The sequence below is a fragment of the Pseudomonas arvensis genome, assembly GCF_056688935.1.
The window spans coordinates 3,350,557-3,375,749 of sequence record NZ_CP162038.1; the positions used below are offsets into that span (position 1 = coordinate 3,350,557).

Below are 25,193 nucleotides of genomic sequence, written 5' to 3' on the forward strand. Positions count from 1 at the left end.
GTATCTCCACGAAAAGTAAGGCCGGCGACGGCGCAAAAAACCCACATATTCTGCATTCAGCACTCTCCTTGGGCGGCGCCACAGGGGATGTTCAGGCGTGCAAGGCGATAGAGCAGCGTGCGACGTGCAACCCCCAGTTCGTGGGCGGTACGGGTTCGATTGCCACGGTTTTTGCGCAGGCAATCGATCAGGAACACCCGTTCAACTCGCTCCAGCCGCTGGCGCAACGTTGCATCCGCCGCCGTAGCCTCAGGCACTGGCGCGAGAGATAGATGTACCGGCAAGATCACGCTGTCGTCACAGAGCAATACCGCGCGCTCCACCAGGCATTTAAGTTCGCGGACATTGCCTGGGAAGGCGTGACTCGACAGTTGGTCCAGGGCTGCGCTGGACCACTCCACCGCAGTACGGCCCAGCGCGGTACAGGCGATTTGCGCGAAATGTCGCGCCAACAGCAACACGTCGCCCTCCCGTTCACGCAAGGCCGGAAGCTCGATAGGGAATTGCGCCAACCGGTAATACAGGTCCTGGCGAAAACTGCCTTCGGCCACCATCGCCGCAAGGTCACGGTGGGTCGCCGCGATAATGCGCACATCGACCTTATGCGCAGCGCTGGCGCCCAACGGACGGATTTCTCCTTCCTGCAAAACCCGCAGCAGCTTGGCCTGCAGCGACAGCGGCATGTCGCCGATTTCATCAAGGAGCAACGTGCCTCCGTCCGCCGTATCGAATAGCCCGGCGTGGTTGCGCTCAGCGCCAGTGAAGGCGCCTTTGCGGTAGCCGAACAACTCACTTTCCAGCAGGCCTTCGGGAAAGGCGGCACAGTTTTGCACCACAAAGGCTTTGTTTTTGCGCGGCCCGGCCCCATGGATGGCCCGCGCCACCACCTCCTTGCCGGTGCCCGTCTCGCCGCGCAGGAGCACGGTATAGGGTGTGTTCAGTACCTTGCCGATCAAGCGGCAGGTTTCATCCATGGCCGCGCTCTTGCCGATCAGCCCATACACCGTACGCGGTATCGGCATGCAAACCTGGGCGCCGCCGGGCGCGGGGCGCATACGCCGCAACAAGGCAAGCTGGCTCAAGGCGAAGCTGCCCAACTGGCCCAACGAAGAGGCATATTCCTGCAAGGACACCGGATGCTGGCTGGCGCACAGCAACACGCCGGCAACGGTTTTGCGCCGACCGAACAACGGTACGCAGCACAACGACCGCCAGGGCATTGCCACTGCCGGCAAAAACCCGCTTTGGTACACGCTACCAGGCAGATCTTCCAGGCTCAGTGGACGGCACTGGCTGAGGACATAGTCCAACAACTGCTCTTTCTGGAAGTCAGGTCCGCAAGCCTGATTACACGGGGATAGTGCTCCAGGCAAATGCTGGGCAATCAGGTCGAGTCGACCCGTCGCCTCATCGCGCCAATACAACTGGCTGAGTTCACATTGACTCAGTTGCGCAGCCGCCGCGACGCACAGGTCCGGCAACGTACTCTCATCACTGTCGATCCCCATCCGGGTGATCCAGGCCAGCAACGCATCGGCATAGGCCAGTGGCTGGGGTAATTGGGCGAATGCACTGTTCATCATCGGCTGAACTCGCATATCGGCTGCCCGTCACCATCCAGACGTGCATGAACCCTCGACAGAGACTCACCGATGGTCATCGCCTCCAGCAGCCGATCGACCATCTGTGGCAACAGGTGGATCTCGATCCATTGGTCGATATACCGCGCCCCGCTGTCGCTATGGGAGCAACGCTCGGCCATATGAGCAAGCAGTTCAGTTGCGTAGCTGAACACCAGCTTGCGCGACTGCAATCTTCGCCCCAACTGGTCGAGCTTGAACCTTGCCAGGTCATGCAATACATCACCCGCGACCGGGTAATAAGGCACGACACGCATCCGGGCGAGCAGTGCTGGCTTGAAATAGTCGCGCAGCACGGGGCGGATTGCGTCTTGCAGCACTTGAGCGTCAGGCCGTTGGCCGCCTGCGCATAAGTCGACGATGCACTCGCTGGCCAGGTTGGAGGTCATCAGGATCAGCGTGTTGCGAAAATCGATTTCCCGTCCTTCACCATCATTGGCCAGCCCCTTGTCGAAGATCTGATAGAACAGATTCAACACCTCCGGGTCGGCCTTTTCGACTTCGTCGAGGAGCACCACCGAATAAGGTCGCTGGCGCACAGCCTCGGTCAACACCCCGCCCTCGCCGTACCCGATATAGCCGGGTGGTGCGCCAATCAGCCGTGACAAGGCGTGCTTTTCCTGAAACTCCGACATATTTAGCGTGGTAACAAAACGCTCGCCGCCATACAGCAGATCCCCCAGAGCCAAGGCGGTTTCGGTCTTGCCCACACCACTCGGGCCCACCAGCAGAAACACGCCGACCGGAGCATCGGCCTTGTTCAGCCCTGCCGCCACCGCGCGCAGGTTGCGATCCAGCGCCTGTACAGCAGGTTCCTGGCCGAGAATGCGTGAACGCAGCGCATCGGCAAAACCGAGGACCGCTGCACTGTGTTCAAGGGACAGCTGTTCAAGCGGTATACCCGTCCAGGCGCTGATGACCTGCGCCACCATCCGCGGGCACACACGCACCGGTTCCGCCTGAGTTCGCTGTTCATGCCAGCGCTGTTCCAACGGCTGACGCTCGCTCTCGATAGCCGCCAGTCGAAGGCTCAATGCGTGCATGGCCTGCTCATCCACGGGGAGCCCGGCGTCCCTGTCTCGACTCAGCGCCTCGCGCTGGCGCGAGCCTTCAGCCTGTTGGGTACTCAGGCGCTCCAATGCCTCGGGCGCTGTTACCTGGCTGATTCGTGCACGTGCGCAGGCGGTATCCAGCACATCCACGGCCTTGTCGGGCAGTTGCCGACCGGCGAGGTAGCGGGCGCTCATCTGCGCGGCTGCGACGACAGCATCGTCACGGATGTACACGCCGTGACTGGTCTCATACGCCGGAACCAGCCCGCGCAGGATCGAGATCGCCTGCTCAACACTGGGCTCGCCAACCAGCACCGGTTGGAAACGTCGGGCCAACGCCGGGTCCTTCTCGAAATACTTCTTGTATTCCGACCACGTGGTGGCCGCGATCGTCCGCAACTCGCCCCGCGCCAGCGCCGGTTTGAGCAGGTTGGCCGCATCGCCGGCACCCGCCTGCGCACCGGCACCCACCAGGGTATGTGCCTCGTCGATAAACAGAATCACCGGCTTCGCAGAGGCGTTGACCTCATCGATCACGCCCTTGAGGCGCCGTTCGAATTCACCTTTGATACTGGCACCTGCTTGCAACAGGCCCATGTCCAGGGTCAGCACCCGCACATCCTTGAGCGGGTCAGGCACCTGTGAGTTGGCAATGCGCAAGGCGAGGCCTTCGACCACGGCGGTCTTGCCCACCCCTGCCTCACCGACAAGGATCGGATTGTTCTTGCGCCGGCGCATAAGGATGTCGATCAACTGGCGAATCTCAGCATCGCGACACAACACCGGATCGATGCGCCCTTCACCTGCCTGGCGCGTCAGGTCATGGGTAAAACGTTCCAGCAATGACTCGCCGCTGGTCACCGGCCTGATCTCGGGTACCTGGCTCAACGCAAAATCGCGGACGCGCTGTGCGTCCAAACGGCTCAACAACGCCTGATAGCCACTGCCCGCATGCTGCAGAGGGTGGCGCAACAGCGCCAGTAACAGGGCGCCATGGTCCACTTCGGTCTGACGCAGTTCCAAATGCGCAACCAGCAACGCCTGTTGCAGCCATTGCACAAGCGCCAGGGCAAACACCGGATTACGCGACGCGCTCGTCTCGCATTTGGGTTGCAGGGCGGCTTCCAGCTCGCCGACTTCAACCCCGGCATCGGCCAATGCCCGCTCCAGAAGCCCACCGCTATGCTCCAGCAGGGCCAGCAGCAAGTCTTCTACCAGTACCTCCCGTCCGCCCCGGGTAACGCAACGCTCGGCCGAGCGTTCCAGGTCTCGACGAACCCCGGGGCTCAGCGTCCGGATAAGTTGTTGCAGGTCTACATTCATCATAATCATCAGTCCCTATTGAGCATTGCTGGCCACAATGACCACACCGTCAGCGCACTCATGTGCCAGCCAACTGGTCCAACCCAGCCGACAGACGTTGTGTTCGCCGAGGTGCAGTGGCCTGATCTCGTCCCTGGCCAACACCAGGCGCAGGTCATATTCCAGTGGGTCTCGTGCGGTCAATCGCACCAACGAGCACAGTTGGGGATACTCCGGACCATTGGGCAAAAACCCATGAAAACGCCGCCAGTCCAGGCCCTTTACATGCACCCTGAACTTGCTGCTGCGGTCGGCGACCCGGCACCCCAATACCTGGTCCAACCCCAGCAAACTGTTGGCACCACCCAGCCGGTTTTGCTGCTCTAGAGCAATGCCAACCGTGCGCTCAACCCACTGCTCGATGTACACGCTGCTGTGCTTGAAGTAGTAACGCAGGACTGTCTCGATCAGGGCCGCCGAATGAGCCCGCAGGCTCAGCAGCCCCAGGTAAGGCAGCAACCGTTTGCAGTCCAACTGCGTCGCATCACGGATGTGCCTGCTCCCCAACCCCACCAGGGCAAACATCTGCTCGGAAAAGGCGTCGCTGGCTCCCGTCTGAAACCGCGCTCGATAGCGGTATTTACGCCAGATCGGCAGCATCAGTCGTTGCAGGCGGTGATGAAAAAGGTCCAGGAAATCTCGCGTAGTCGTACCGCCCACCCCTTCGGCAAATGCCTGCTCGCCATAGAACGCGGGCAATGGAGAGCCCGCACCGCATAACCCCAGCACGTTCAGGCGAAGACGCGCGTGCAACTGATCGCGCTCGACAAAAAACTCCAGCCGATCAATATCGTGACCGGGGAAACCAAGACCTGGGTTGGCCTGAAACTCCAACCGGTCATACAGCGCGTTGTCATCCAGCAACGGATGGGCATCACGCAGACGTTTGATCACCTGCAAAATCGCCTGATACAGCGAATACTCGCGAATGACACGGGACAGTTCGGTCAAAGCAGGGGCTGCTGGCCCATCCTGGGTGGCCATAGGTACACATCTCCTTGTGTGCTGATGACGCGTAGTTCATGGAAGGCATTGAGGCTGGCGTAAAGCGCGAAGAACTCGTTGAGCACCGACGCGAACACAAACACTTCGCCCGGCCCCAGGAAACCGTGTGGATCAACGGTCAGGTCGATCCGCAATCCCCGATAGGGCATTCCACGGTGCAAGCGGTCGACGGCGGTATGGCTGATGGACTGCAACGCACCTAACCTGATCTGGCTGACCTTGCGTGCCTGTCGATCGTGATAACGCGGCAGGTCATAGGTTTCGAGGATCACCTTCAGCGCCTTGATATCGCTCAGTGACAGATAGTTGAGTGACATGTTGCTGATAAGGCGCCAGAGAAAGTCCTGGTCCAGGGGTGGCGCATAACTCGCGGTCGGCACGCTGATATTGCGAAATGACAACCCCTCCGGTGTCTGCTCGCAGGGCTGGTTGATCTCACCGGCCAGCAGTTGCCGAGGCAGGTTGTGATTGGTACAGGTCAGCTCGATCGACAGTGTTTCCTGTGCATGCCCGTGGCCGTTGCCCAGGCCCAGCCAGGTATCGAGTCCCGCGTGCTGTGTCGACTCGCGTTGGCGAATGCTGTAGCTGTTGGGCGCTGCCGATGCGTCCGTATCACCGTCATGCTCGAAGGATTCAAACGGTACGTAAGCCGCATACCCCAAGCCGCCAGGGCGCCAGCCCGTCACCTTGTCTACGGAAAACACGCTGGCGTTAGCGCGCGCATACTCGCCGGGAATCAGCAGGTATTCGTCCTGCTTGCCCTCAAGGCGAATCGGCACCGCATCATGCTGGAACAGGTTGACGATGGGCGTGCAGTACAGCTTCACGTTGTCCAGCGTAGGGCACTGCGTAGCCTGGCTCTGGGTATGTAACCCGAAGCACAGCTTCACTCCGCGGATTTGCTTGAGTACGTCCTGGGGCAACTGCTGCAGCACATCCAGCCCTTGCACATCGACGAACAGGTATTTTTCCGGGAAAGCGAAATATTCCTGCAGGTGACGGTATCCGCGAAAGGTGTTCTGCGGGTAGGGAATCAGCGCCTGCAGCTCGCAGAACCCCACCGGCTTCACCTGATCGGCGCGAACTCGCAGGCACAAAGCCTGGCCATCCGCCCCCTTGATTGCCAGGCCATCGCAGCCGAATGGCTGCAACTCGATCCCGTCAACGTGGCGCAACAGACTCAGGTACAACCCCTGACTGACATAACGGTCTCCCGCCAGATGCAGGCGCACATGATCGAACGACCACTCACTGAAATTGCCCTCGGCACTCATCTCCAGACGCAGGCTCAACAGTGCCCGCTCGCCTTGGGGGCTGTAATCCAGTGCACTCAGTTGCAGTGGCAGGACCCGGGTGGCGTAGCAGGTTCGAAAACGGCAGCGCTCGCCGTTGATCGCCAAGCTTTCCACGGGGGTGTCCCGTGGGACCATCACACCCGGCCCAACCTGCTTCAACGGGTCAAACTGCAAGATGCTGAACGCCGGTGTCGGCCGCATGTAGTTGGGCCACAGCAGGTGCATCAAAGAGTGAGTCAGTTCAGGTAACTCGTCATCCAGCTTCTGGCGCAGGCGACCCGTGAGAAAGGCAAAGCCTTCCAGCAGGCGCTCCACATCGGGGTCCTGACCAGCCTCGCCAAGGAACGGGGCAAGCGCAGGATTACGTTCAGAGAAGCGCCGGCCCAGCTGACGCAACGCACTGAGTTCACTTTGGTAATACTGGTTAAAGGACATCAGGCAACACCTCTACCTGCCCGGCGTCACGCAGGTGCGCGGTGAACGCCACAGGCTGCGTCTCACCGGCTATGCATAACGTGGCGTCGATGGCGAATGCCAAGGCCAGAGGATCATGACCACGCGGCAGTGCCCTCACGCGTACCTGCTTCAAGCGTGGCTCGTAGGCCCGGATAAATCGCTCGATCAACACGCGCGACTGGCTCAACGACTCATGCAGGCTGCGGTGCATATCATTGAGGTCCGGCATGCCGTAATCCGGCAGTGTCTGTACGCTGCCGGCACGGATGCTGAGCATTTTCCCCAAGTGAGCCGCAACGGATGTCACACCGTTTGCCGGGTCAGCCGCAGGCTGTTCAAGCCGCTCGAAAAGGCTTCTGTTGCGGGTCATCCCTTGGCCCCTGCTCATTCTTTATCGAGCTTGCCAACCAGGGACAGCGTGAAGTCAGCCCCCATGTATTTGAAATGCGGTCGCACACTCAGGTTGACGCGGTACCAACCCGGCTCGCCCTCGACGTCACTGACCACGATGCGCGCGGCGCGTAATGGCCGTCGCCCACGCACTTCTGCGCTGGGGTTTTCCTGGTCGGCAACGTATTGGCGAATCCACTTGTTGAGCTCCAGTTCCAGATCGGTACGCTCCTTCCACGAACCCAACTGCTCCCGTTGCAGGACCTTGAGGTAATGGGCCAGACGGTTGACCACCATCATGTAGGGCAGCTGCGTGCCCAGGCGGTAATTCAGTTCGGCTTCCTTGCCCTCGGCGCTGATGCCGAAACTCTTGGGCATCTGCACGGAGCTGGCGGAGAAGAACGCGGCATTGTCGCTGCCCTTGCGCATCGTCAGGGCAATGAAGCCTTCCTGCGCCAGTTCGTATTCACGACGGTCGGACACCAGTACTTCGGTGGGGATCTTGGTTTCGATCTCGCCCATGCTGTGAAAGTGATGCAAGGGCAAGTCTTCCACTGCACCACCGCTTTGCGGGCCGATGATGTTCGGGCACCAGCGGAACCGCGCGAAGCTGTCGGTCAGGCGCGTGGCAAAGGCGTAGGCGGTATTGCCCCATAGGTAGTGCTCGTGACTGTTCACCACGTTTTCCCGATACGCAAACGTCTTGACCGGGCACTCCAGGGGATCGTACGGCGTGCGCAGCAGGAAACGCGGCACGGTCAGCCCGAGATAGCGCGCATCTTCGCTCTGGCGCAAGCTCTGCCATTTGGCAAACTGCGGGCCTTCGAAGTGGTCCTTGAGATCCTTCAGGTCAGGCAGGCCGGTGAAGCTTTCCAAGCCGAAGAAGCCTGGCCCGGCGGACGCGATAAAAGGCGCATGGGCCATGCATGCCACGCTGGAGGCGTATTGCATCAGCTTCACATCGGGGGCGCTGGGAGACAGAAAATAGTTGGCAATGATTGCGCCCACAGGCTGGCCGCCGAACTGACCGTACTCAGCGCTGTAGATATGTTTGTAGAGCCCGGACTGGGTCACCTCAGGCGAGTCTTCGAAGTCATCCAGCAGGTCCTGGCGCGAAACGTTGAGCAGTTCGATCTTGATGTTTTCCCGGAAGTTGGTGCGGTCGACCAACAACTGAAGGCCCTTCCAGGATGACTCCAGGGCCTGGAACTGCGGATGGTGAAGAATTTCATCCATTTGCTGGCTGAGTTTCTCGTCAATTTCAGCAATCATCCGGTCGACCAGGCGCTTCTTGACCGGTTCTGCGCTGTTCTGCGGCTTGATCAGCTCTTCGATAAATGCCGAGACGCCACGTTTGGCAATGGCGTAAGCCTCGTCGTCAGCACTCAGCAACGTTTGAGCAATGATGTGATCGAGAATGCTGGACTCGTCAGCGGTGTGTACAGGCAACGTTTTTTGCTGTGTGGTCATGGTGTCAGTGTCCTTTTACTGAAAATGCTCAGACGGTGTGGTCGCTCAACCCCAGCTCAGCCAGTACCCGCGCGCGGGCCCCGTCATCGGCCAGCGCCTGCTCGATGGCCTTGCGAAAGCTCGGTGTGTTGCCCAGCGGCCCTTTGAGTGCCATCAACGCCTCACGCAGCGCCATGAGCTTGTGCAGCTCGGGGATCTGTTCCACCAGGCTCGCGGGGTTGAAATCCTTCATCGAATTGATGCGTACCTGAATCGCCAACTCTTCGACGTCGGGGTCGGCCTGGAGGCGATTGGGCACATTCAGGGTCAGGCTCAGCGCCTGCTTGGCCAGCACCTCGTCAAGGGTGTTCTTGTCGATGGCGATGGGCTTGCGATCTTCAAGCTTTCGCACGTCCTCACGCTGGGTGAAGTCCCCCAGCACCAACAGTTTCAATGGAAGTTCGACCTCTTCCTGCGCACCACCGATAGCGGGTTTGAAGGTGATATTGATGCGTTCCTTGGGTGCTACCGAACCTTCTTTGGCCACGGTATTTCTCCTTTTATGGATGGCTCGAAAGCCTATTCAAGTACCGCTTCGAGATCGAAGAGGCACAGCCTGCGATGGGTGTCTTCCTTGCGCTCGCGCACGGCGTGGTCTTGGGGCATCAGGTCGCAACAGCGGTACAAAAGTTGGGTCACCTGAAGGGCCAGCTCCGGCTCCCAGCGCTCCAGGCCCGTGCGCTGGAGTTCGAGATCCAGGTGTTCCAGCTGAATCTTCGCCAGCTCATGTTTGCCCGCCTGTATGCACACCCGGGCCTGAGCCAGACGCCAATGAAATCGGGCGCGGTCTCCGCGGGCGGCATGCAAGCCCTGCTTGAGTTCCTGTACCGCAGCCTTGAGCCCATCCTTGCGCAACCGGGGCACCACGTTCTGCAAGGCGAGCTCCCATGGCTCACCGTCAACCACCACGCCGGAGGCCTCCGGGGATTGCAGGTGAGGAGAAACGTGCAGGGCGATCCAGTCGCGGGTCATGGCGTCGGCAAAGGGCGCGCCATCGAAAAAGCGAAACTCCGGCAGATCGGGCAAGCGTTGCAGCAACAGGGCGAAGCTCACTTCCAGCTCGGTCATGGCCAGGCCAGCCTGCTGGGCTTCAAGGCATTGCCAGAGCATGCGCACGCCGTCGAACCAGAACATCGCGCTTGAGAAACTGGCCTCAAGTTCAAGGATCAAGTCGGCATGATGGCCTTGGGCAAAGCGCTCGTGATAACGCTTGAGTTTGTCGGGCGCAGGGCCACGCAGCGCAGTGAGCCGCTCACTGTCGGCGTCCGGATAGCTGACGAGAGCCAGCCATGCCAGTGTCCGGTTCAAGCGCAAGGCACGCAGGTCGGTGGCGCTCTGGCGTAACCACCAGGTACACAATGGACGGGCCTGTTCCTGTAACGCGCGCAGACATTTATGCGCGTCTTTTTCGTTGTTTACCGTCGGTTCGGCTTTAAGCCGTTCAGTCGCAGCCTGTTTGACTTGGGCAATCACACTGCCCAACCCTACGGCAGGCGTTTGGCCTTGCGCGGCGCGAGCCAACAGCTGGTCCCATTGCCGGCGAATCGGCAGCAGCAACGGCGCGTCATCCGTCAGATGCTCAGCCCACAGCTCATCGAGGCGCGCCAACTGCTCAATTAAAGCTCGGAATACAGGTTGCTGGTCCTGAAGCGAGAGGTTTTGCGCCGCCAGTGTTTCTAGGCGCAAGACCAACCAGCCGAACGCAGCGCCACGGGTACGCAGTTTTTTCGGATACACCGCCGACCAGTGATGCTCACACAGCTGGCGCAGCAAACCGAGGCCTGCCAGGAGCCCGGTAAAGGATTCGCGCTGGTGCAACGCCCAGGTCAGCCAGACGGCCACCCGCAGATCCTTGGAGTGCTCGCGCAACAGGTACTCGCTGGTCTCCTGGATCGTCTGCCAATCCGGTTGGCCGGCGCCATGTAAGGACTGCCCCTTTCCCAGTTCGGCTTCCAGCGCTTCGTATTCAGCCGAAAAGCGCATATCGCTGCCCGCAAAACTTGTTGGAGAACAGGGTAACTGGGCAAGTTCACGGTAATAAGCGCAACGCTTTTCTGAATAGTCCATTTGAAACCGTATGCGACTGATCGATACATTATCGACAGACCAAGCGAACTAAGCAGTCGCATCAGAATGCCATCCAAACTTTGTAAACCTGCTACAAAGTTCAAAAACATTAGCCATGCAAAGCCCATTCATCAAGCATCGGAACCAAACTTAAGAAACATCCTACAACCCAATTAAAACAGGGCATGCGCAGGTTTTTGCGCAGTAAAAACAGGATAAACTGCCCAGCCTACTCAAGAGACTCAATATCCAGCGCATTGAGACATGAGCAAACAAATGCGCACTTATGCGCAACTAAATTCTTATAAAACCACTAAAATCTGCCCACAACTCCCAACATCCAGCAAACTGCGATCACAGCCCTTTGTTTTTATTAGCTTGCGCATTTTCCGGCACAGTTCTTGTTATAGGCATTTGACCAGTCGGCGCAGTTGCCGATTGGAATTACTTTTTAATCAGGCAAGGAAACCAGTCATGCCAACACCCGCGTATCTCTCTATCACCGGTGTAAAACAAGGTTTGATCACGGCAGGCACATTTACCCAGGACTCGGTAGGGAATATTTTTCAGGAAGGCCATGAGGACCAGATTCTGGTGCAGGCGTTTTCCCATCAGGTAATCATTCCCCGCGACCCACAGTCGGGTCAGCCAACGGGCCAGCGGGTGCACAAGCCGCTGATGGTCAGCAAGGTGTTCGATAAGTCCTCACCACTGCTGTTCAGCGCATTGACCAGCGGTGAAGAGGTCAAGTGCCGGCTGGAATGGTTTCGCACGTCCTCGGCCGGCACCCAGGAACACTACTTCACCATTGAGCTGGAGGGCGCCACCCTTGTAGACATCCAGTCGCGCATGCCCAACTGCCAAGACCCGGACAATGCCCACTTCACACATCTGGAGGACGTGTACTTCACCTATCGCAAGATCGTGTGGACACACGAAGTGTCCGGCACGTCTGGGTCGGATGACTGGCGCAGCCCGGTAGCCGGTTAACTCGGGCTCGCGCAGAAACGGCCGCCACGGACGGCGCCGTTTCTGCGCGTAGGCTAAACCATCGCCAACGAGTGCTTGCGCTTGGGCGCGCCGAACACACGGTCGATGGCGTCGAGGTCATGCTCGTCGAGCAGCAGGTTGGCGGCGGCTGCGTTCAGTCGCACGTGCTCCGGCGAAACAGCCTTGGGAATAGCGATCACACCCTCTTGGCGCAACACCCAGGCCAGTGCGACCTGGGCCGGTGTGACCTCATGGCGACGGGCGATCTGCTTGAGGGTCGTACTGGACAACAACTCACCGCCCTGCGCTATTGGGCAGTACGCCATCAACGGCAGGTGATGTTGCCGCCACCAGGGTAGGAGATCGAATTCGATGCCGCGCTCTTCGATGTTATAGAGCACCTGGTTGGTTGCGCAGGCAGGGGACGCAAGCTCCTGCAGGTCTGCCACGTCGAAATTGGAGACGCCCCAACGGCCGATCTTGCCGGCTTCGCGCAGACGCTCAAACGCTTCAACGGTTTCTTCAAGCGGGTGTTGGCCACGCCAGTGCAGCAGGTAAAGATCAATGTAGTCCGTACCCAGCCGCTGGAGGCTGGCCTCGCAGGCACGCGGCACACCCTTGTGGCTGGCATTGTGCGGGTACACCTTGCTCACGAGGAACACCTGGTCACGTTTGCCGCGAATGGCTTCGCCGACCACCGCCTCGGCGCCGCCATCGCCATACATTTCAGCAGTGTCGATCAGGGTCATGCCCTCGTCGATTCCCAGTTGCAACGCCGCGACTTCGGCGCGGTGCTGGTGCGGGTTTTCGCCCATGCGCCAGGTGCCCTGGCCGATGACAGGGACGGGAACACCCGCCAGATCAATGGTACGCATGACAACCTCCTGATGAGTTCGCGGATTAACAGTGTGGCATTGGTCGGACAAAAGCGTTCAATCGCAGTATGGTTGGCCTTTGCCAAGTCGCGAGGAAAGACCCGCAATGCTGTTTGTCGTGATGCTCGGGGGCAAGCACCCCAGGGCGAAAATTGAAGTGCACGATGTGGTGTTCGCCGCTGCGGACACGCTGGAGGCCACTTATCCGCAGTTGCGCGACGGTTGGTTTGGCAGCCCCAAGGGCGTGCATATCGACTCGTGGATGGCCGTGGATGGCGTCGACGGCTGGAAGGTCGAACTCAGCCATCTGGCACCCCAGGCGGACGCGCATCACCTGTACTTCATCAACCTGGGCGGTTATGAAGCGAACACCTTTGGCGAAGCCCATCATTACCTGCTGGTGGTCGCCCGCAACAAACAGCAAGCCATGGGCATGGGCAAGCAGCAGATGCGCGGCCATTGGTCCCAGGCCCATACCGATGGTGTGCTGGATATCGACGACTGCCTGCCCATCGACCTGGTGGATGGGCGCTACCTGCACCTCGTCCAGGCGCCGCACCGGGCAATCCTGCAGCGCAACGACTATATCGTGCTGCCCTGAACCCAACCGATCAAATACCGGGAACTTTGCCAGGAAATAACCGCCTGAATCCGGTAGGCTCACCCTTTTTACTCAAGGAGTTACTCCCCATGGCCAAAGCCACCGCCCGTCACATCCTCGTTTCCACTGAAGACAAGTGCAACGAACTCAAGGCCCAAATTGAAGGCGGCGCCGATTTCGCAGAAATCGCCAAAGCCAACTCCAGCTGCCCGTCCAGCCGCCAAGGCGGCGACCTGGGTTCGTTCGGTCCAGGCCAAATGGTTAAAGAATTCGACACCGTGGTATTCAGCGCCCCGGTCAACACCGTGCAAGGCCCGGTGAAAACCCAGTTCGGCTACCACCTGCTGGAAGTCACCAGCCGCCAGGACTGATCCAGTCCGCGCTGATGCAATAAACAACGGCCCGCCTTTTGGTGGGCCGTTGTGCATGTGATGACTGGCGACGCTGATGCCGTTAGCGTACAAATCCCTATTCCTGTTCTTCCGGCGCTCAAGACTGATAATGCGATTGGCCTTTTCGACTCTATTTCGTTCCACCCTCGCCCTGCTGCTGGCCAGCACCGCCGTGATCGCGGCGCCGCAACCGTCGCTGACGGTGTACGGCGAACCGGCCAAGTACCCTGCCGGCTTTACCCATTTCGACTACGCCAACCCCAACGCGCCCAAGGGTGGCAGCCTGCGGCGCTCGGCCATTGAAATCGGACGCTTCGACCACGTGTTGCCGTATATCGACAAAGGCATCGGCGTGTCACAGGTTGACGGCTGGCTCTACGCGCCCCTCGCCCTGCGTTCCCTGGACGAGCCCTATACGGTCTACGGACTGGTCGCCGAAAAGATGGAGCGCGCCGAAGACGGCCTGTCCCTGCGCTTCTACCTCAATCCCAAGGCGCGCTTTGCCGATGGCAAACCCATCACCGCCGAAGACGTACGCTATAGCTTCGATTTATTGATGACCCAGGGCAGCCTGCGCTTTCGCACGCTGTTCGCCGACGTCAAGCACGTCGAAGTGGAAGGCGAGCGTCAGGTACGCTTCGACTTTTCCAGCAATGAAAACCGCACCTTGCCCCTGGATATCGCCACCCTGCCGGTGTTCCCCGAGCATTGGTGGAAGACTCGCGACTTCGCCAACGGCGGTGGCTACGAAGCCCCGCTGGGCAGCGGCCCGTACAAGGTCAGCAAAATCGACTCCGGCAATACCATCACCTTTACCCGCGACCCGAATTGGTGGGGCAAGGATTTGCCCGTCAGCCGTGGCCTGTACAACTTCGATCACTTGAGCCTGGAATACTTCGGCGACACCGAAGTGGCCCGCCAAGTGCTGCGTGGCGGCGCGTATGACTTCAATCGCGAATTTTCCGCGACCGGCTACTCCATCGGCTACAACGGTCCCGCGCTGGATGACGGCCGTCTGCAACGCGCCCACCTGGCCAAGGACATGCCGCAACCGGCCCAAGGCTATGTCTTCAACGTGCAGAAGCCGATCTTCAAGGACCGCCGTGTGCGCAAGGCCCTGGCAATGCTGTGGGATTTCGAATGGGCCAACCGGCAGATGATGCGCAACCTGTACATCCGTCAGCAGAGCTTCTTCTCCAACAGCCCGTTGGCGGCGACCCAACTGCCGACCCAGGAAGAACTGGCGATTCTCGAACCCCTGCGCGGGCAGATCCCTGATGAGGTGTTTACCCAGGTGTTCAAGGCTCCGGTCACCGATGGCAGCGGCATGATCCGCGACAAGCAGCTGCAAGCCCTGGCCCTGCTTGAGGAAGCCGGCTGGAAACCCGCCGGCGACAAGCTGGTAAACGCCGAAGGCGACCCGCTGGAGTTCACCTTCCTCAATGCCCAAGCCGGTCTGGAGCGTCTGTTGCTGCCGTATAAGCGCAACCTGGCGCAGATTGGTATTACCCTGAATATCCGTCGCATCGACTCATCGCAATACGTGAACCGGCTGATGTCGCGCGATTACGACATGATCGTCACCGGGTTCCCCGTCACTACCTCCCCGGGCATGGAGCTGTACAACTACTTTGGTTCCAGCGCCGCTTTCGATTCGGGCGCGAACAACTACATGGTGCTCAAGGACCCTGCAGTCGACGCCTTGATCAAGGGCCTGGTCAAGGCCGACACCCAGGCGCAGATGCTCACCTACGCCCATGCCCTGGACCGAGTGCTGCAATGGAATTACCTGTGGATTCCCAATTACTACCCGCCCGGCACGTCCGCGGCGTGGTGGAACCGTTTCGGTCGCCCGACCATCGAGGCCAAGAACGACGAGGCCCTGGAAACCTGGTGGGAAATCAGCCCCACGCCACTGACCACTGAACAGATGAACGCCGAACTGAAAAAACGCGGAGGAGCGCGCTGATGTTTGCCTATATCGTGCGGCGCCTGCTGCTGATTATCCCGACGCTGGTGATCATCCTGCTGGTGAATTTCGTGATCGTGCAGGCCGCGCCCGGCGGCCCGGTTGAGCAGGCCATCGCCCATTTGCAGGGGATTGGCGGCGGTGGCGTCGGCGGTTCAGCCGGCGAAGGCATCAGCAGCGGCTCGCGGTCCAGCCGGGGTCTGGACCCGAAGCTGATCGAGGACATCAAAAAACAGTACGGCTTCGACAAGTCCGCACCGGAGCGCCTGTGGCTGATGCTCAAGAGCTATGCCCAGCTGGACTTCGGCAATAGCTTCTTTCGCGGCTCGACGGTGATTGACCTGATTCTGGAAAAGATGCCGGTGACGATCTCGCTGGGTCTGTGGGCAACGCTGATCACCTACCTGGTGTCGATCCCCCTGGGGATTCGCAAGGCCGTGCGCCATGGCAGCAGCTTTGATGTGTGGAGCAGCACCGCCATCGTGATCGGCTATGCGATGCCGGCGTTTCTGTTTGCGATGTTCCTCATCGTGGTGTTCGCCGGCGGCACCTCACTGAACTGGTTCCCGGTGCGCGGACTGGTCTCGGAAAACTTCGAAGAACTGAGCACTGTGGGCAAGATTGCCGACTACTTCTGGCACCTGGTGTTGCCGGTGACGTCTTTGGTGATCGGCGGCTTTGCCACCCTGACCATTCTCACCAAAAATTCGTTCCTTAATGAAATCACCCGCCAATACGTGGTGACTGCACGGGCCAAAGGCTTGAGCGAACGACGCGTGCTGTACGGCCATGTGTTCCGCAATGCCATGTTGCTGGTGATCTCGGGGATTCCCCAGGCGTTTATCAGCGTGTTTTTCGCCGGCTCGTTGCTGATCGAGGTGATTTTCTCCCTGGATGGTCTCGGTCGCATGAGCTATGAAGCGGCCGTTTCACGGGATTACCCGGTGGTGTTCGGCTCGCTGTTTATCTTCACCCTGTTCGGCCTGCTGATAAAACTCATCGGTGACCTCTGCTACACCTGGGTGGACCCGCGTATCGACTTCGCCGCGAGGAACGCCTGATGCTTAATCTGTCCCCCGTGGCGCGCCGACGCTTCGAGCGTTTCAAGAAAAACCGCCGTGGCTGGTGGTCGCTGTGGCTGTTTATCGGCCTGTTTATCCTGACCCTCGGCGGTGAGCTGATCGCCAACGACAAGCCCCTGGCGCTCAGCTACAAGAACGAGCTGTATTTCCCGGTGTTCAAGCGTTACACCGAACAGCAGTTCGGCGGCCAGTTGCCGTTCCAGGCCGACTACCGCAGTGACTACGTGCAAAAGCTGATCAAGCAGGACGGCGGCTGGATGCTGTTCCCGCCGATTCCGTTCAGCGATGACACGCCCAACTACGAATTGACCCGCCCTGCCCCCAGCCCGCCGTCGGCGGTGAACTGGCTGGGCACCGACGACCAGTCCCGCGATGTGCTGGCGCGGGTGATCTTCGGTGCGCGGGTGTCGATCCTGTTTGCCTTGGCGCTCACGGCCATCAGCGCGGCCATCGGCATTGCCGCCGGGGCCTTGCAGGGTTACTACGGCGGCTGGGTGGATTTGATCGGCCAGCGCGTGCTTGAGGTGTGGTCCGGTTTGCCGGTGCTGTACCTGCTGATCATCCTGTCGGGCTTTGTCGAACCGAATTTCTGGTGGCTGCTGGGGATCATGGCGCTGTTTTCCTGGCTGGCCCTGGTGGATGTGGTGCGCGCCGAGTTCCTGCGCGGACGTAACCTGGAGTACGTCAAGGCCGCACGGGCGCTGGGCCTGGGCGATGGCAAGATCATCAGCCGGCATATCCTGCCCAATGCGATGACCGCCACTTTGAGCTACCTGCCGTTTATTTTGACCGGGGCGATTTCCACCTTGAGCGCCCTGGACTTCCTCGGCTTCGGCATGCCGGCGGGCAGCGCGTCGCTGGGCGAACTGATCGCCCAGGGCAAGCAGAACCTGCAAGCGCCGTGGCTGGGCCTGACGGCGTTTTTCACCTTGGCGCTGATCCTGTCGCTGCTGGTCTTTATCGGCGAGGCGTTGCGTGACGCCTTCGACCCACGTTCATGAGTAAGCCCCTAATGAACCTGATCGAAATCCGCGACCTCAGCGTCGCCTTCAGCGGCCAGACGGTCGTCAGCAAGCTCTGCCTGGACGTGCGCCCCGGCGAATGCCTGGCGCTGGTGGGCGAGTCGGGCTCGGGCAAGTCGGTCACGGCCCATTCGATCCTGCAGCTGCTCCCCGAGGCCGGCACTGAGACCACAGGCTCCATTCAGTATCGCGGCCAGGAACTGATCGGCGCGTCGGCGGCAACCTTGCAGAAGCTGCGCGGCAACCGCATCGCAATGATCTTCCAGGAGCCGATGACCTCCCTCAACCCGCTGCACAGCATCGAAAAGCAGATCGGCGAAACCCTGCTGCTGCACAAGGGCCTGGGCGGCAAGGCGGCGCAGGCGCGCATCCTCGAACTGCTCGAACTGGTGGGCATCCAGAAACCCGAGGAGCGCCTCAAGGCGTATCCGCACCAACTGTCCGGCGGCCAGCGTCAACGGGTGATGATCGCCATGGCCCTGGCCTGCGAGCCGGAGTTGCTGATTGCCGACGAACCCACCACCGCCCTGGACGTGACCGTACAACGCAAGATCCTGCTGCTGCTCAAGTCCTTGCAACAGCGCCTGGGCATGTCGCTGCTGCTGATCAGCCACGACCTCAACCTGGTGCGCAGCATTGCCCAGCGGGTCTGTGTGATGCGCGCCGGGGAGATTGTCGAGCAGGCTGACTGCGAGACCTTGTTCACCGCGCCGCAACATCCTTACAGCCGCCTGCTGCTGGACGCCGAGCCGTCCGGCGATGTGCTGTGCAGCGATCCACGCGAGACGGTGCTGGAAGTCGACGACCTGAGCGTACAGTTCCCCCTGAGCGGTGGGCTGTTTCGGCGCAAAACCTACCTGCGCGCCGTGGACGGCATCAGCCTCAGCGTACAGCGCGGCAAGACCCTGGGGATCGTCGGCGAGTCCGGCTCGGGCAAATCCACCCTGGGCCAGGCGATCCTGCGCCTGCTGGATTCCAGCGGCAGCATCCGATTCCAGGGTGAAGCCCTCGACCCGCTGAGCCACCAGCAAATGCGTCCATGGCGCAAACAGATGCAGGTGGTGTTCCAGGACCCTTACGGCAGCCTCAGCCCGCGCATGTCGGTGCAGCAGATCATCAGCGAGGGCCTGGAAGTCCATGCACCGTGCAGCCTCGCCGACCGCGACGCGCAGGTGATCCAGGTGCTCAAGGACGTGGGCCTCGACCCCGCCAGCCGCCATCGTTACCCCCATGAGTTTTCCGGTGGCCAGCGCCAACGCATCGCCATCGCCCGCGCCCTGGTGCTCAAGCCGGCCCTGATGCTGCTGGACGAACCCACCTCGGCGCTGGACCGCACGGTGCAGAAGCAAGTGGTGGCGCTGCTGCGCGAACTGCAGGACAAATACGGCCTGACCTACCTGTTTATCAGCCACGACCTGGCCGTGGTGCGCGCCATGGCCCACGACATGATCGTGATCAAGGACGGCAAGGTGGTGGAGCACGGCGCCAGCCATGATGTGTTCGAATCGCCGCAACATCCGTACACCAGGGAGTTGCTGGCGGCGGCGTGCGGACTGTCGACATGAGCACCAGCCTCAAGGACTACCAACAGGTTCGCGGCCTGGCGATCCAGTCGCTGTTCGAGATCATCGAGCAGTCCAGCGAAGGCACGGTGATTGTCGACCGCGACGCCAACATCGTGTGGATGAACGAGCGCTACGCCAAGCGCTTCGGCCTCAAAAGCGCTGACGAAGCCATCGGCCAGCCTTGCGAGCAGGTGATTTCCAACAGCCTGTTGCGTCAGGTGGTGCGCAATGACCAGCCGATCCTGCTGGACATCCAGGACACGCCCAAAGGCCCGCTGGTGGTGATGCGCCTGCCGATCCACAACGACGCCGGCGCGGTGATCGGCGCGATTGGCTTTGCGCTGTTTGATGAGCTGCGCAACCTCTCGCCGCTGATCGAACGCTACCTGAGCATGCAGCAGGAATTGGCCTCCACCCGCTCGCTGCTGCGCTCACGCCAGAGCAAGTACAACTTCGCGCACTTTATCGGCACCAGCGCCGCCAGCCTTGAAGTCAAGCGGCGTGCCCGGCGCAGTGCGAGCGCCGAGTCGCCGGTGTTGCTGCTCGGCGAAACCGGCACCGGCAAGGAGTTGCTGGCCCAGGCCATCCACGGTGCCTCGCCACGGGCGCACAAGGCGTTTGTGAGCATCAACAGTGCGGCGATTCCCCATGACTTGCTGGAGGCCGAATTCTTCGGCACCGCGCCGGGTGCCTTTACCGGTGCCGATCGCAAGGGCCGTCCCGGCAAATTCCAGATTGCCCAGGGCGGCACGCTGTTCCTCGATGAAATCGGCGATATGCCGCTGCCGCTGCAAAGCAAATTGCTGAGGGTGTTGCAGGAAAAGGAATTCGAACCGGTCGGCTCCAATGAGATGCTGCACAGCGATGTGCGGGTGATTGCCGCCACGTCCATGGACCTGGAAGCGGCCATAAAGCGCGGCGAGTTTCGCGCCGATTTGTATTACCGGCTGAATGTGCTGCCGATCCAGGTACCGCCCCTGCGTGATCGGCTGGAGGATATTCCGGCGTTGAGCGAGGCGATCCTTGAAGAGCTGCGCAGCCAGCATGAACTGGACCGCGACGCCTTGGCGCTGCTGGCACAGCACGCGTGGCCGGGGAATATCCGTGAGCTGCGCAATGTGCTGGAACGGGCGGCCTTGTTGAGTGATGACCTGGTGCTGAATGCCGAGGAGATTCGAGCGGCGATTGGCACGTTCAGCCCTGTGGAGCGCGGCGCTGTTGCGGCGGTTGAGGGTGAGACGTTCGCGGCGGCGCGGGAGCGGTTCGATCGGCAGGTAATAGGGGCAGCGCTCAAGGCCTGTGACGGGAATGTGGTCGAGGCGGCAAGGCGCTTGGGGCTGGGCAGGTCGACGCTGTACAAGAAAATGGTCGCCCTGGGCATCGCCTGATCTCAAAAAAGAGACAACATTCTCCCTATCAAGACAATCTCCTGTGGGAGGGGCTTGCCCCCGATGGCATTGGACCAGTTGGCAGATGCAGTGGCTGACACACTGTCATCGGGGGCAAGCCCCCTCCCACATTTGATCTCTACAAGTCTCCATATTGAGAATTGATCCGCAAGCCCTCCTATAGAATCGAAAAATATCCTTAACATTCAATAGCTTGAATGTTTGGCACGCATCTCGCTATAGCCCTTTCCAAAGCACCACCCCACAACAATAACAATCCGATGGAGACACACCATGAGTGTGATCATTGCCCTGGCAGCGCTCGCGTTGCTGATGCTGGCTGCCTACCGTGGCTATAGCGTTATCCTGTTTGCCCCCATAGCCGCCCTCGGCGCTGTCTTGCTCACCGACCCATCCGCCGTCGCCCCTGCGTTTACCGGGGTGTTCATGGAGAAAATGGTCGGTTTTATCAAACTGTATTTCCCGGTGTTCCTGTTGGGTGCGGTGTTCGGCAAGCTGATTGAGCTGTCGGGCTTCTCGCGCTCTATCGTGGCGGCTGCGATCCGTCTGCTCGGCACGCGCCAGGCGATGCTGGTGATCGTGCTGGTCTGCGCCCTGCTCACCTACGGCGGCGTGTCGCTGTTTGTGGTGGTATTTGCGGTGTACCCGTTCGCGGCGGAGATGTTCCGCCAGAGCAATATCCCCAAGCGCCTGATCCCGGCGACCATAGCCCTCGGCGCGTTTTCGTTCACCATGGACGCCCTGCCGGGCACGCCGCAGATCCAGAACATCATCCCCAGCACCTTCTTCAACACCACCGCCTGGGCCGCGCCGTGGCTGGGTTTGATTGGCACCATCTTCGTGTTCTGCGCCGGCATGCTGTACCTGGCGCGCCAACGCAACAAGGCCCAGCGCGCCGGTGAAGGCTACGGCACCGAGTTGCGCAACGAGCCGGAAACCGCCGAGAACCTGACCCTGCCCAACCCGTGGATCGCGCTGTCGCCGCTGATCCTGGTGGGCGTGATGAACCTGCTGTTCACCCACTGGATCCCACAGTGGTACGGCAAGACCCACAGCCTCAGCCTGCCAGGGATGAGCGCACCGGTGACCACTGAAATCGCCAAGCTCACCGCGATCTGGGCGGTGCAGGCGGCGTTGCTGGTCGGGATCATCATGGTGCTGGTGTTTGGCTGGGCGGCAATCAAAAGCAAGCTGGCCGAGGGCAGTAAAAGTGCGGTCAGCGGCGCATTGCTGGCGGCGATGAACACCGCGTCGGAATATGGTTTTGGTGCGGTGATTGCCTCGCTGCCAGGCTTCCTGGTACTGGCGGACTGGCTCAAGGGCATCCCCAACCCGCTGGTCAACGAAGCGATTACCGTGACCCTGCTGGCCGGTATCACCGGTTCCGCGTCGGGCGGTATGAGCATCGCCCTGGCGGCCATGTCCGAAAGCTTCATTTCGGCGGCCCATGCGGCCAATATCCCCCTTGAAGTGCTGCACCGGGTCGCAGCCATGGCCAGCGGCGGGATGGACACCCTGCCCCACAACGGCGCGGTGATCACGCTGCTGGCGGTCACCGGGCTGACCCACCGCGAAGCCTACAAGGACATTTTCGGCATTACGATCATCAAGACCCTCGCGGTGTTCGTGGTGATCGGTACTTTCTACGCCACCGGCATTGTGTGAGGTTTTCATGACGACTTTGAATGGCAAGACCGCCCTGGTCACCGGCTCTACCAGCGGCATCGGCCTGGGGATCGCATTGAGCCTGGCCAAGGCGGGCGCCAACCTGATTCTCAACGGCTTCGGCGACGCCAGTGCGGTGGTCGCCCAGGTCCAGTCATTTGGCGGCAAGGTCGGCCATCACCCGGCGGACGTGAGCGACCCGGCGCAGATCGCCGACATGCTCGCCTACGCCGAACGTGAATTCGGCGGCGTGGACATCCTGGTCAACAACGCCGGTATCCAGCACGTGGCAGCCGTGGAAGACTTCCCGGCTGACCGCTGGGACTCGATCATTGCCATCAACCTGTCCTCGGTGTTCCACAGCACGCGCCTGAGCCTGCCGGGCATGAAGGCCAAGGGCTGGGGACGCATCGTCAATATCGCCTCGGTGCATGGCCAGGTCGGGTCGGTGGGCAAGGCGGCCTATGTGGCAGCCAAGCACGGCGTGATCGGTTTGACCAAAGTGGTGGGCCTGGAGACGGCCACCAGCAACGTGACCTGCAATGCGATTTGCCCAGGTTGGGTGCTGACGCCGTTGGTGCAAAAGCAGATTGATGATCGCGTGGCCAAAGGCGTGGACCCGCAACAGGCGCAGCATGATCTGCTCGCCGAGAAGCAACCCTCGCTGGAATTCGTGACGCCGCCGCAGTTGGGTGAGTTGGTACTGTTCCTGTGCAGCGAAGCGGGCGCGCAGGTGCGTGGTGCCGCCTGGAACATCGATGGCGGCTGGCTGGCCCAATAACCCCAGACACATTTATAAGAACAAGAGACCTTGCTGATGTCCGAGATCCTCTGGCAACCCTCCCCCGAACGCATCCGCCATACGCGGATGGACGGGTTCCGCCGTTTCATTAACGACCGCCACGCCTTGCAACTGGCCGACTACCCCGCGCTGCACCAATGGAGCATCGACCAGCGCCCGGACTTCTGGCAGGCCATCGTCGCCTTCTTCGACGTGCAGTTTCGCAGGCCGCCCAGCACCACGCTGATCGAAAACACCGAGATGCCCAGCGCTCAGTGGTTCCCCGGCGCGACGCTGAACTTTGCCGAGCACTTGCTGCGCCGTCGCGACGCTCATCCAGCGGTCGTCGCCATCAGCGAAGACGGCCAGCGCGAACAACTCACCTATGCCGAACTGGCCGCACACGTCGCCGGCCTGCAAAAAAGCCTGCGCGCTGCCGGTATCCGCCAGGGTGACCGCGTTGCCGCGTGCATGCCCAACACCTGGCAAACCCTGGTGGGCATGCTCGCCACCACCAGCCTGGGCGCGATCTGGTCGTGCTCCTCACCGGACTTCGGCACCCAAGGCGTGATCGATCGCTTTGGGCAGATCGAGCCCAAGGTGCTGATCACCTGCGCCGGTTACCAGTACGCCGGCAAGACCATCGACCAGAGCGCCAAGCTCAATGAAATCCTCGAACGGCTGCCGTCCCTGGAGCAGTTGATTGTGGTGCCGTATGCGCGGCCCGAGGCGCAGGTCGAGGACTACCGCACCCCGGCAAACGTTGCGCTGTGGAATGACTTCTACCAACCCGGCGGCGAGCCCGAATTTGTCGCGGTGCCGTTCGACCATCCGCTGTACATCCTCTATTCCAGCGGCACCACCGGCGTGCCCAAATGCATCATCCACAGCACCGGCGGCGTGTTGCTCACGCACCTCAAGGAACACGGCCTGCATGCCGACCTGTGCCGCGAGGACTGCCTGTTCTACTACACCACCTGCGGCTGGATGATGTGGAACTGGCTGGTCTCGGTGCTGGCCATCGGCGCGACGGCGGTGCTGTACGACGGCTCGCCCTTTCATCCGGGGCCCGAGCGCTTGATCGACCTGATTGATGCCGAAAAAATCAGCGTATTCGGTACCAGCCCCAAGTTCCTCGCCACCCTCGAAAAGGCCGGCCTGCAACCGCGCCTGAGCCATGACCTGGGCAGCCTCAAGGGGTTGATCTCGACCGGTTCGCCGCTGTCGCCCCAGAGCTACGACTACGTTTACCGCGAGATCAAGGGCGAGTTGTGCCTGTCGTCGATGTCCGGCGGCACTGATATCGTGTCCTGCTTTGTGATCGGCAACCCGGTGCTGCCGGTGCGCCGTGGCGAAATGCAGTGCAAGAGCCTGGCGATGGCCATCGAGGTGTGGGACGACCAGGGCCAGCCGTTGATCGGCGAAAAAGGCGAGTTGGTGTGCACCCGGCACTTCCCGGCCATGCCCATCGGTTTGTGGAACGACCCGGACCAGAAGAAGCTGCGCGCGTCGTATTTCAGCCAGTTCCCCGGCGTGTGGGCCCAAGGCGACTACGCCGAGCAACGCCCGAATGGCAGCCTGCTGATCCATGGCCGCTCCGACGCCGTGCTCAACCCCGGCGGCGTGCGCATCGGCACAGCGGAAATTTATCGCCAAGTTGAAAAAATCCCGCAGGTGCTGGAGAGCCTCGCCATCGGCCAACGCTGGCAGGACGACGTGCGCGTGGTGCTGTTTGTGCGCCTTGATGAGGGCGTCGAGTTGGATGAGGCTCTGCAGCAGCAGATCCGCCAGGTGATCCGCGCCAACACTACCCCGCGCCATGTGCCGGCCAAAATCCTGGCTGTTACCGATATCCCTCGCACCATCAGCGGCAAGATCGTTGAATTGGCGGTGCGCAACGTGGTGCATGGCGAGCCGGTAAAGAACACCGACGCCCTGGCCAACCCGCAGGCACTGGAGGAGTTTCGCGACCGCCCGGAACTGGCGTAAAGATGAAAGGTTTCAGCCCTGAGGCACTCATTTGAAGACAAACCCCGAATGCGTGCTATTTTTCGGGAGTAGTCACC

General features: G+C 60.8%; 20 protein-coding genes. 11 read left to right on the forward strand and 9 right to left on the reverse strand.

The annotated features are described in order from the left end of the window. Positions 1–56: 56 nt before the first annotated feature. Genes AB3G88_RS14840 through tssA form a run of 8 tightly spaced genes read right to left on the reverse strand, consistent with a single transcriptional unit; the run spans position 57 to position 10,776 of the window. A complete protein-coding gene (locus tag AB3G88_RS14840) occupies positions 57–1,583 on the reverse strand; it encodes a sigma-54 interaction domain-containing protein (RefSeq protein WP_480450415.1) in 1,527 nt (508 codons plus the stop codon). Continuing rightward, positions 1,580–4,018 carry an AAA family ATPase gene (locus AB3G88_RS14845; protein WP_480450417.1) on the reverse strand — a complete coding sequence of 813 codons (2,439 nt, stop codon included), beginning with the start codon at positions 4,016–4,018 and terminating at the stop codon, positions 1,580–1,582. The genes AB3G88_RS14840 and AB3G88_RS14845 overlap by 4 nt, the downstream gene beginning before the upstream one ends. A gap of 12 nt (positions 4,019–4,030) precedes the next feature. Beyond that, positions 4,031–5,038 carry a type VI secretion system baseplate subunit TssG gene (gene tssG / locus AB3G88_RS14850; RefSeq protein WP_112195667.1) on the reverse strand — a complete coding sequence of 336 codons (1,008 nt, stop codon included), beginning with the start codon at positions 5,036–5,038 and terminating at the stop codon, positions 4,031–4,033. Then, entirely contained in the window at positions 5,002–6,789 is a 1,788-nt protein-coding gene (tssF, locus tag AB3G88_RS14855; RefSeq protein WP_480450419.1) for a type VI secretion system baseplate subunit TssF, read from the reverse strand. The genes tssG and tssF overlap by 37 nt, the downstream gene beginning before the upstream one ends. Next, positions 6,779–7,180 (reverse strand): type VI secretion system baseplate subunit TssE, encoded by a 402-nt coding sequence (gene tssE / locus AB3G88_RS14860; protein WP_158877675.1) that lies wholly within the window; start codon positions 7,178–7,180, stop codon positions 6,779–6,781. Before tssE ends, tssF begins: the two co-directional genes overlap by 11 nt. Positions 7,181–7,194: 14 nt before the next feature. Next, positions 7,195–8,670 carry a type VI secretion system contractile sheath large subunit gene (gene tssC / locus AB3G88_RS14865; protein WP_099583210.1) on the reverse strand — a complete coding sequence of 492 codons (1,476 nt, stop codon included), beginning with the start codon at positions 8,668–8,670 and terminating at the stop codon, positions 7,195–7,197. Between the two features lie 28 nt (positions 8,671–8,698). Next, complete coding sequence (gene tssB / locus AB3G88_RS14870) at positions 8,699–9,196, reverse strand: type VI secretion system contractile sheath small subunit (RefSeq protein WP_112195675.1); 498 nt, start codon at positions 9,194–9,196, stop codon at positions 8,699–8,701. A gap of 32 nt (positions 9,197–9,228) precedes the next feature. Then, positions 9,229–10,776 (reverse strand): type VI secretion system protein TssA, encoded by a 1,548-nt coding sequence (gene tssA / locus AB3G88_RS14875; RefSeq protein ID WP_480450422.1) that lies wholly within the window; start codon positions 10,774–10,776, stop codon positions 9,229–9,231. A gap of 474 nt (positions 10,777–11,250) precedes the next feature. On the opposite strand from tssA, the gene AB3G88_RS14880 reads away from it, so the two are divergent. Next, complete coding sequence (locus tag AB3G88_RS14880; protein WP_099583207.1) at positions 11,251–11,766, forward strand: Hcp family type VI secretion system effector; 516 nt, start codon at positions 11,251–11,253, stop codon at positions 11,764–11,766. Between the two features lie 53 nt (positions 11,767–11,819). Here the strand turns inward: AB3G88_RS14880 and AB3G88_RS14885 are convergent, their stop codons facing one another. Beyond that, positions 11,820–12,641: an aldo/keto reductase gene (locus AB3G88_RS14885; protein ID WP_480450424.1), complete on the reverse strand. Its 822-nt coding sequence runs from the start codon at positions 12,639–12,641 to the stop codon at positions 11,820–11,822. A gap of 106 nt (positions 12,642–12,747) precedes the next feature. Between AB3G88_RS14885 and AB3G88_RS14890 the strand changes: the two genes are divergently transcribed. From AB3G88_RS14890 to AB3G88_RS14935, 10 genes are all read left to right on the forward strand, one after another. Then, entirely contained in the window at positions 12,748–13,242 is a 495-nt protein-coding gene (locus AB3G88_RS14890) for a DUF1543 domain-containing protein (protein ID WP_099583205.1), read from the forward strand. Between the two features lie 89 nt (positions 13,243–13,331). Then, positions 13,332–13,613, forward strand: a complete 282-nt coding sequence (locus AB3G88_RS14895) for a peptidylprolyl isomerase (protein ID WP_005788801.1) — start codon at positions 13,332–13,334, stop codon at positions 13,611–13,613. Between the two features lie 130 nt (positions 13,614–13,743). Further along, positions 13,744–15,603, forward strand: a complete 1,860-nt coding sequence (locus tag AB3G88_RS14900; RefSeq protein ID WP_480450426.1) for an extracellular solute-binding protein — start codon at positions 13,744–13,746, stop codon at positions 15,601–15,603. Further along, positions 15,603–16,664, forward strand: a complete 1,062-nt coding sequence (locus tag AB3G88_RS14905; RefSeq protein WP_480450428.1) for a microcin C ABC transporter permease YejB — start codon at positions 15,603–15,605, stop codon at positions 16,662–16,664. The genes AB3G88_RS14900 and AB3G88_RS14905 overlap by 1 nt, the downstream gene beginning before the upstream one ends. Continuing rightward, positions 16,664–17,686, forward strand: coding sequence for an ABC transporter permease (locus tag AB3G88_RS14910; RefSeq protein ID WP_160385023.1), 1,023 nt, complete (start codon positions 16,664–16,666; stop codon positions 17,684–17,686). Before AB3G88_RS14905 ends, AB3G88_RS14910 begins: the two co-directional genes overlap by 1 nt. An 11-nt stretch (positions 17,687–17,697) precedes the next feature. Continuing rightward, complete coding sequence (locus AB3G88_RS14915; protein WP_112195685.1) at positions 17,698–19,272, forward strand: ABC transporter ATP-binding protein; 1,575 nt, start codon at positions 17,698–17,700, stop codon at positions 19,270–19,272. Further along, complete coding sequence (locus tag AB3G88_RS14920) at positions 19,269–20,660, forward strand: sigma-54 interaction domain-containing protein (RefSeq protein ID WP_099583200.1); 1,392 nt, start codon at positions 19,269–19,271, stop codon at positions 20,658–20,660. The genes AB3G88_RS14915 and AB3G88_RS14920 overlap by 4 nt, the downstream gene beginning before the upstream one ends. Before the next feature lie 294 nt (positions 20,661–20,954). Next, positions 20,955–22,346, forward strand: coding sequence for a GntP family permease (locus tag AB3G88_RS14925; protein ID WP_099583199.1), 1,392 nt, complete (start codon positions 20,955–20,957; stop codon positions 22,344–22,346). 7 nt (positions 22,347–22,353) lie between these two features. Further along, entirely contained in the window at positions 22,354–23,127 is a 774-nt protein-coding gene (locus AB3G88_RS14930; protein ID WP_480450431.1) for a 3-hydroxybutyrate dehydrogenase, read from the forward strand. 36 nt (positions 23,128–23,163) lie between these two features. Further along, positions 23,164–25,116: an acetoacetate--CoA ligase gene (locus AB3G88_RS14935; RefSeq protein ID WP_480450433.1), complete on the forward strand. Its 1,953-nt coding sequence runs from the start codon at positions 23,164–23,166 to the stop codon at positions 25,114–25,116. Positions 25,117–25,193 lie beyond the last annotated feature (77 nt).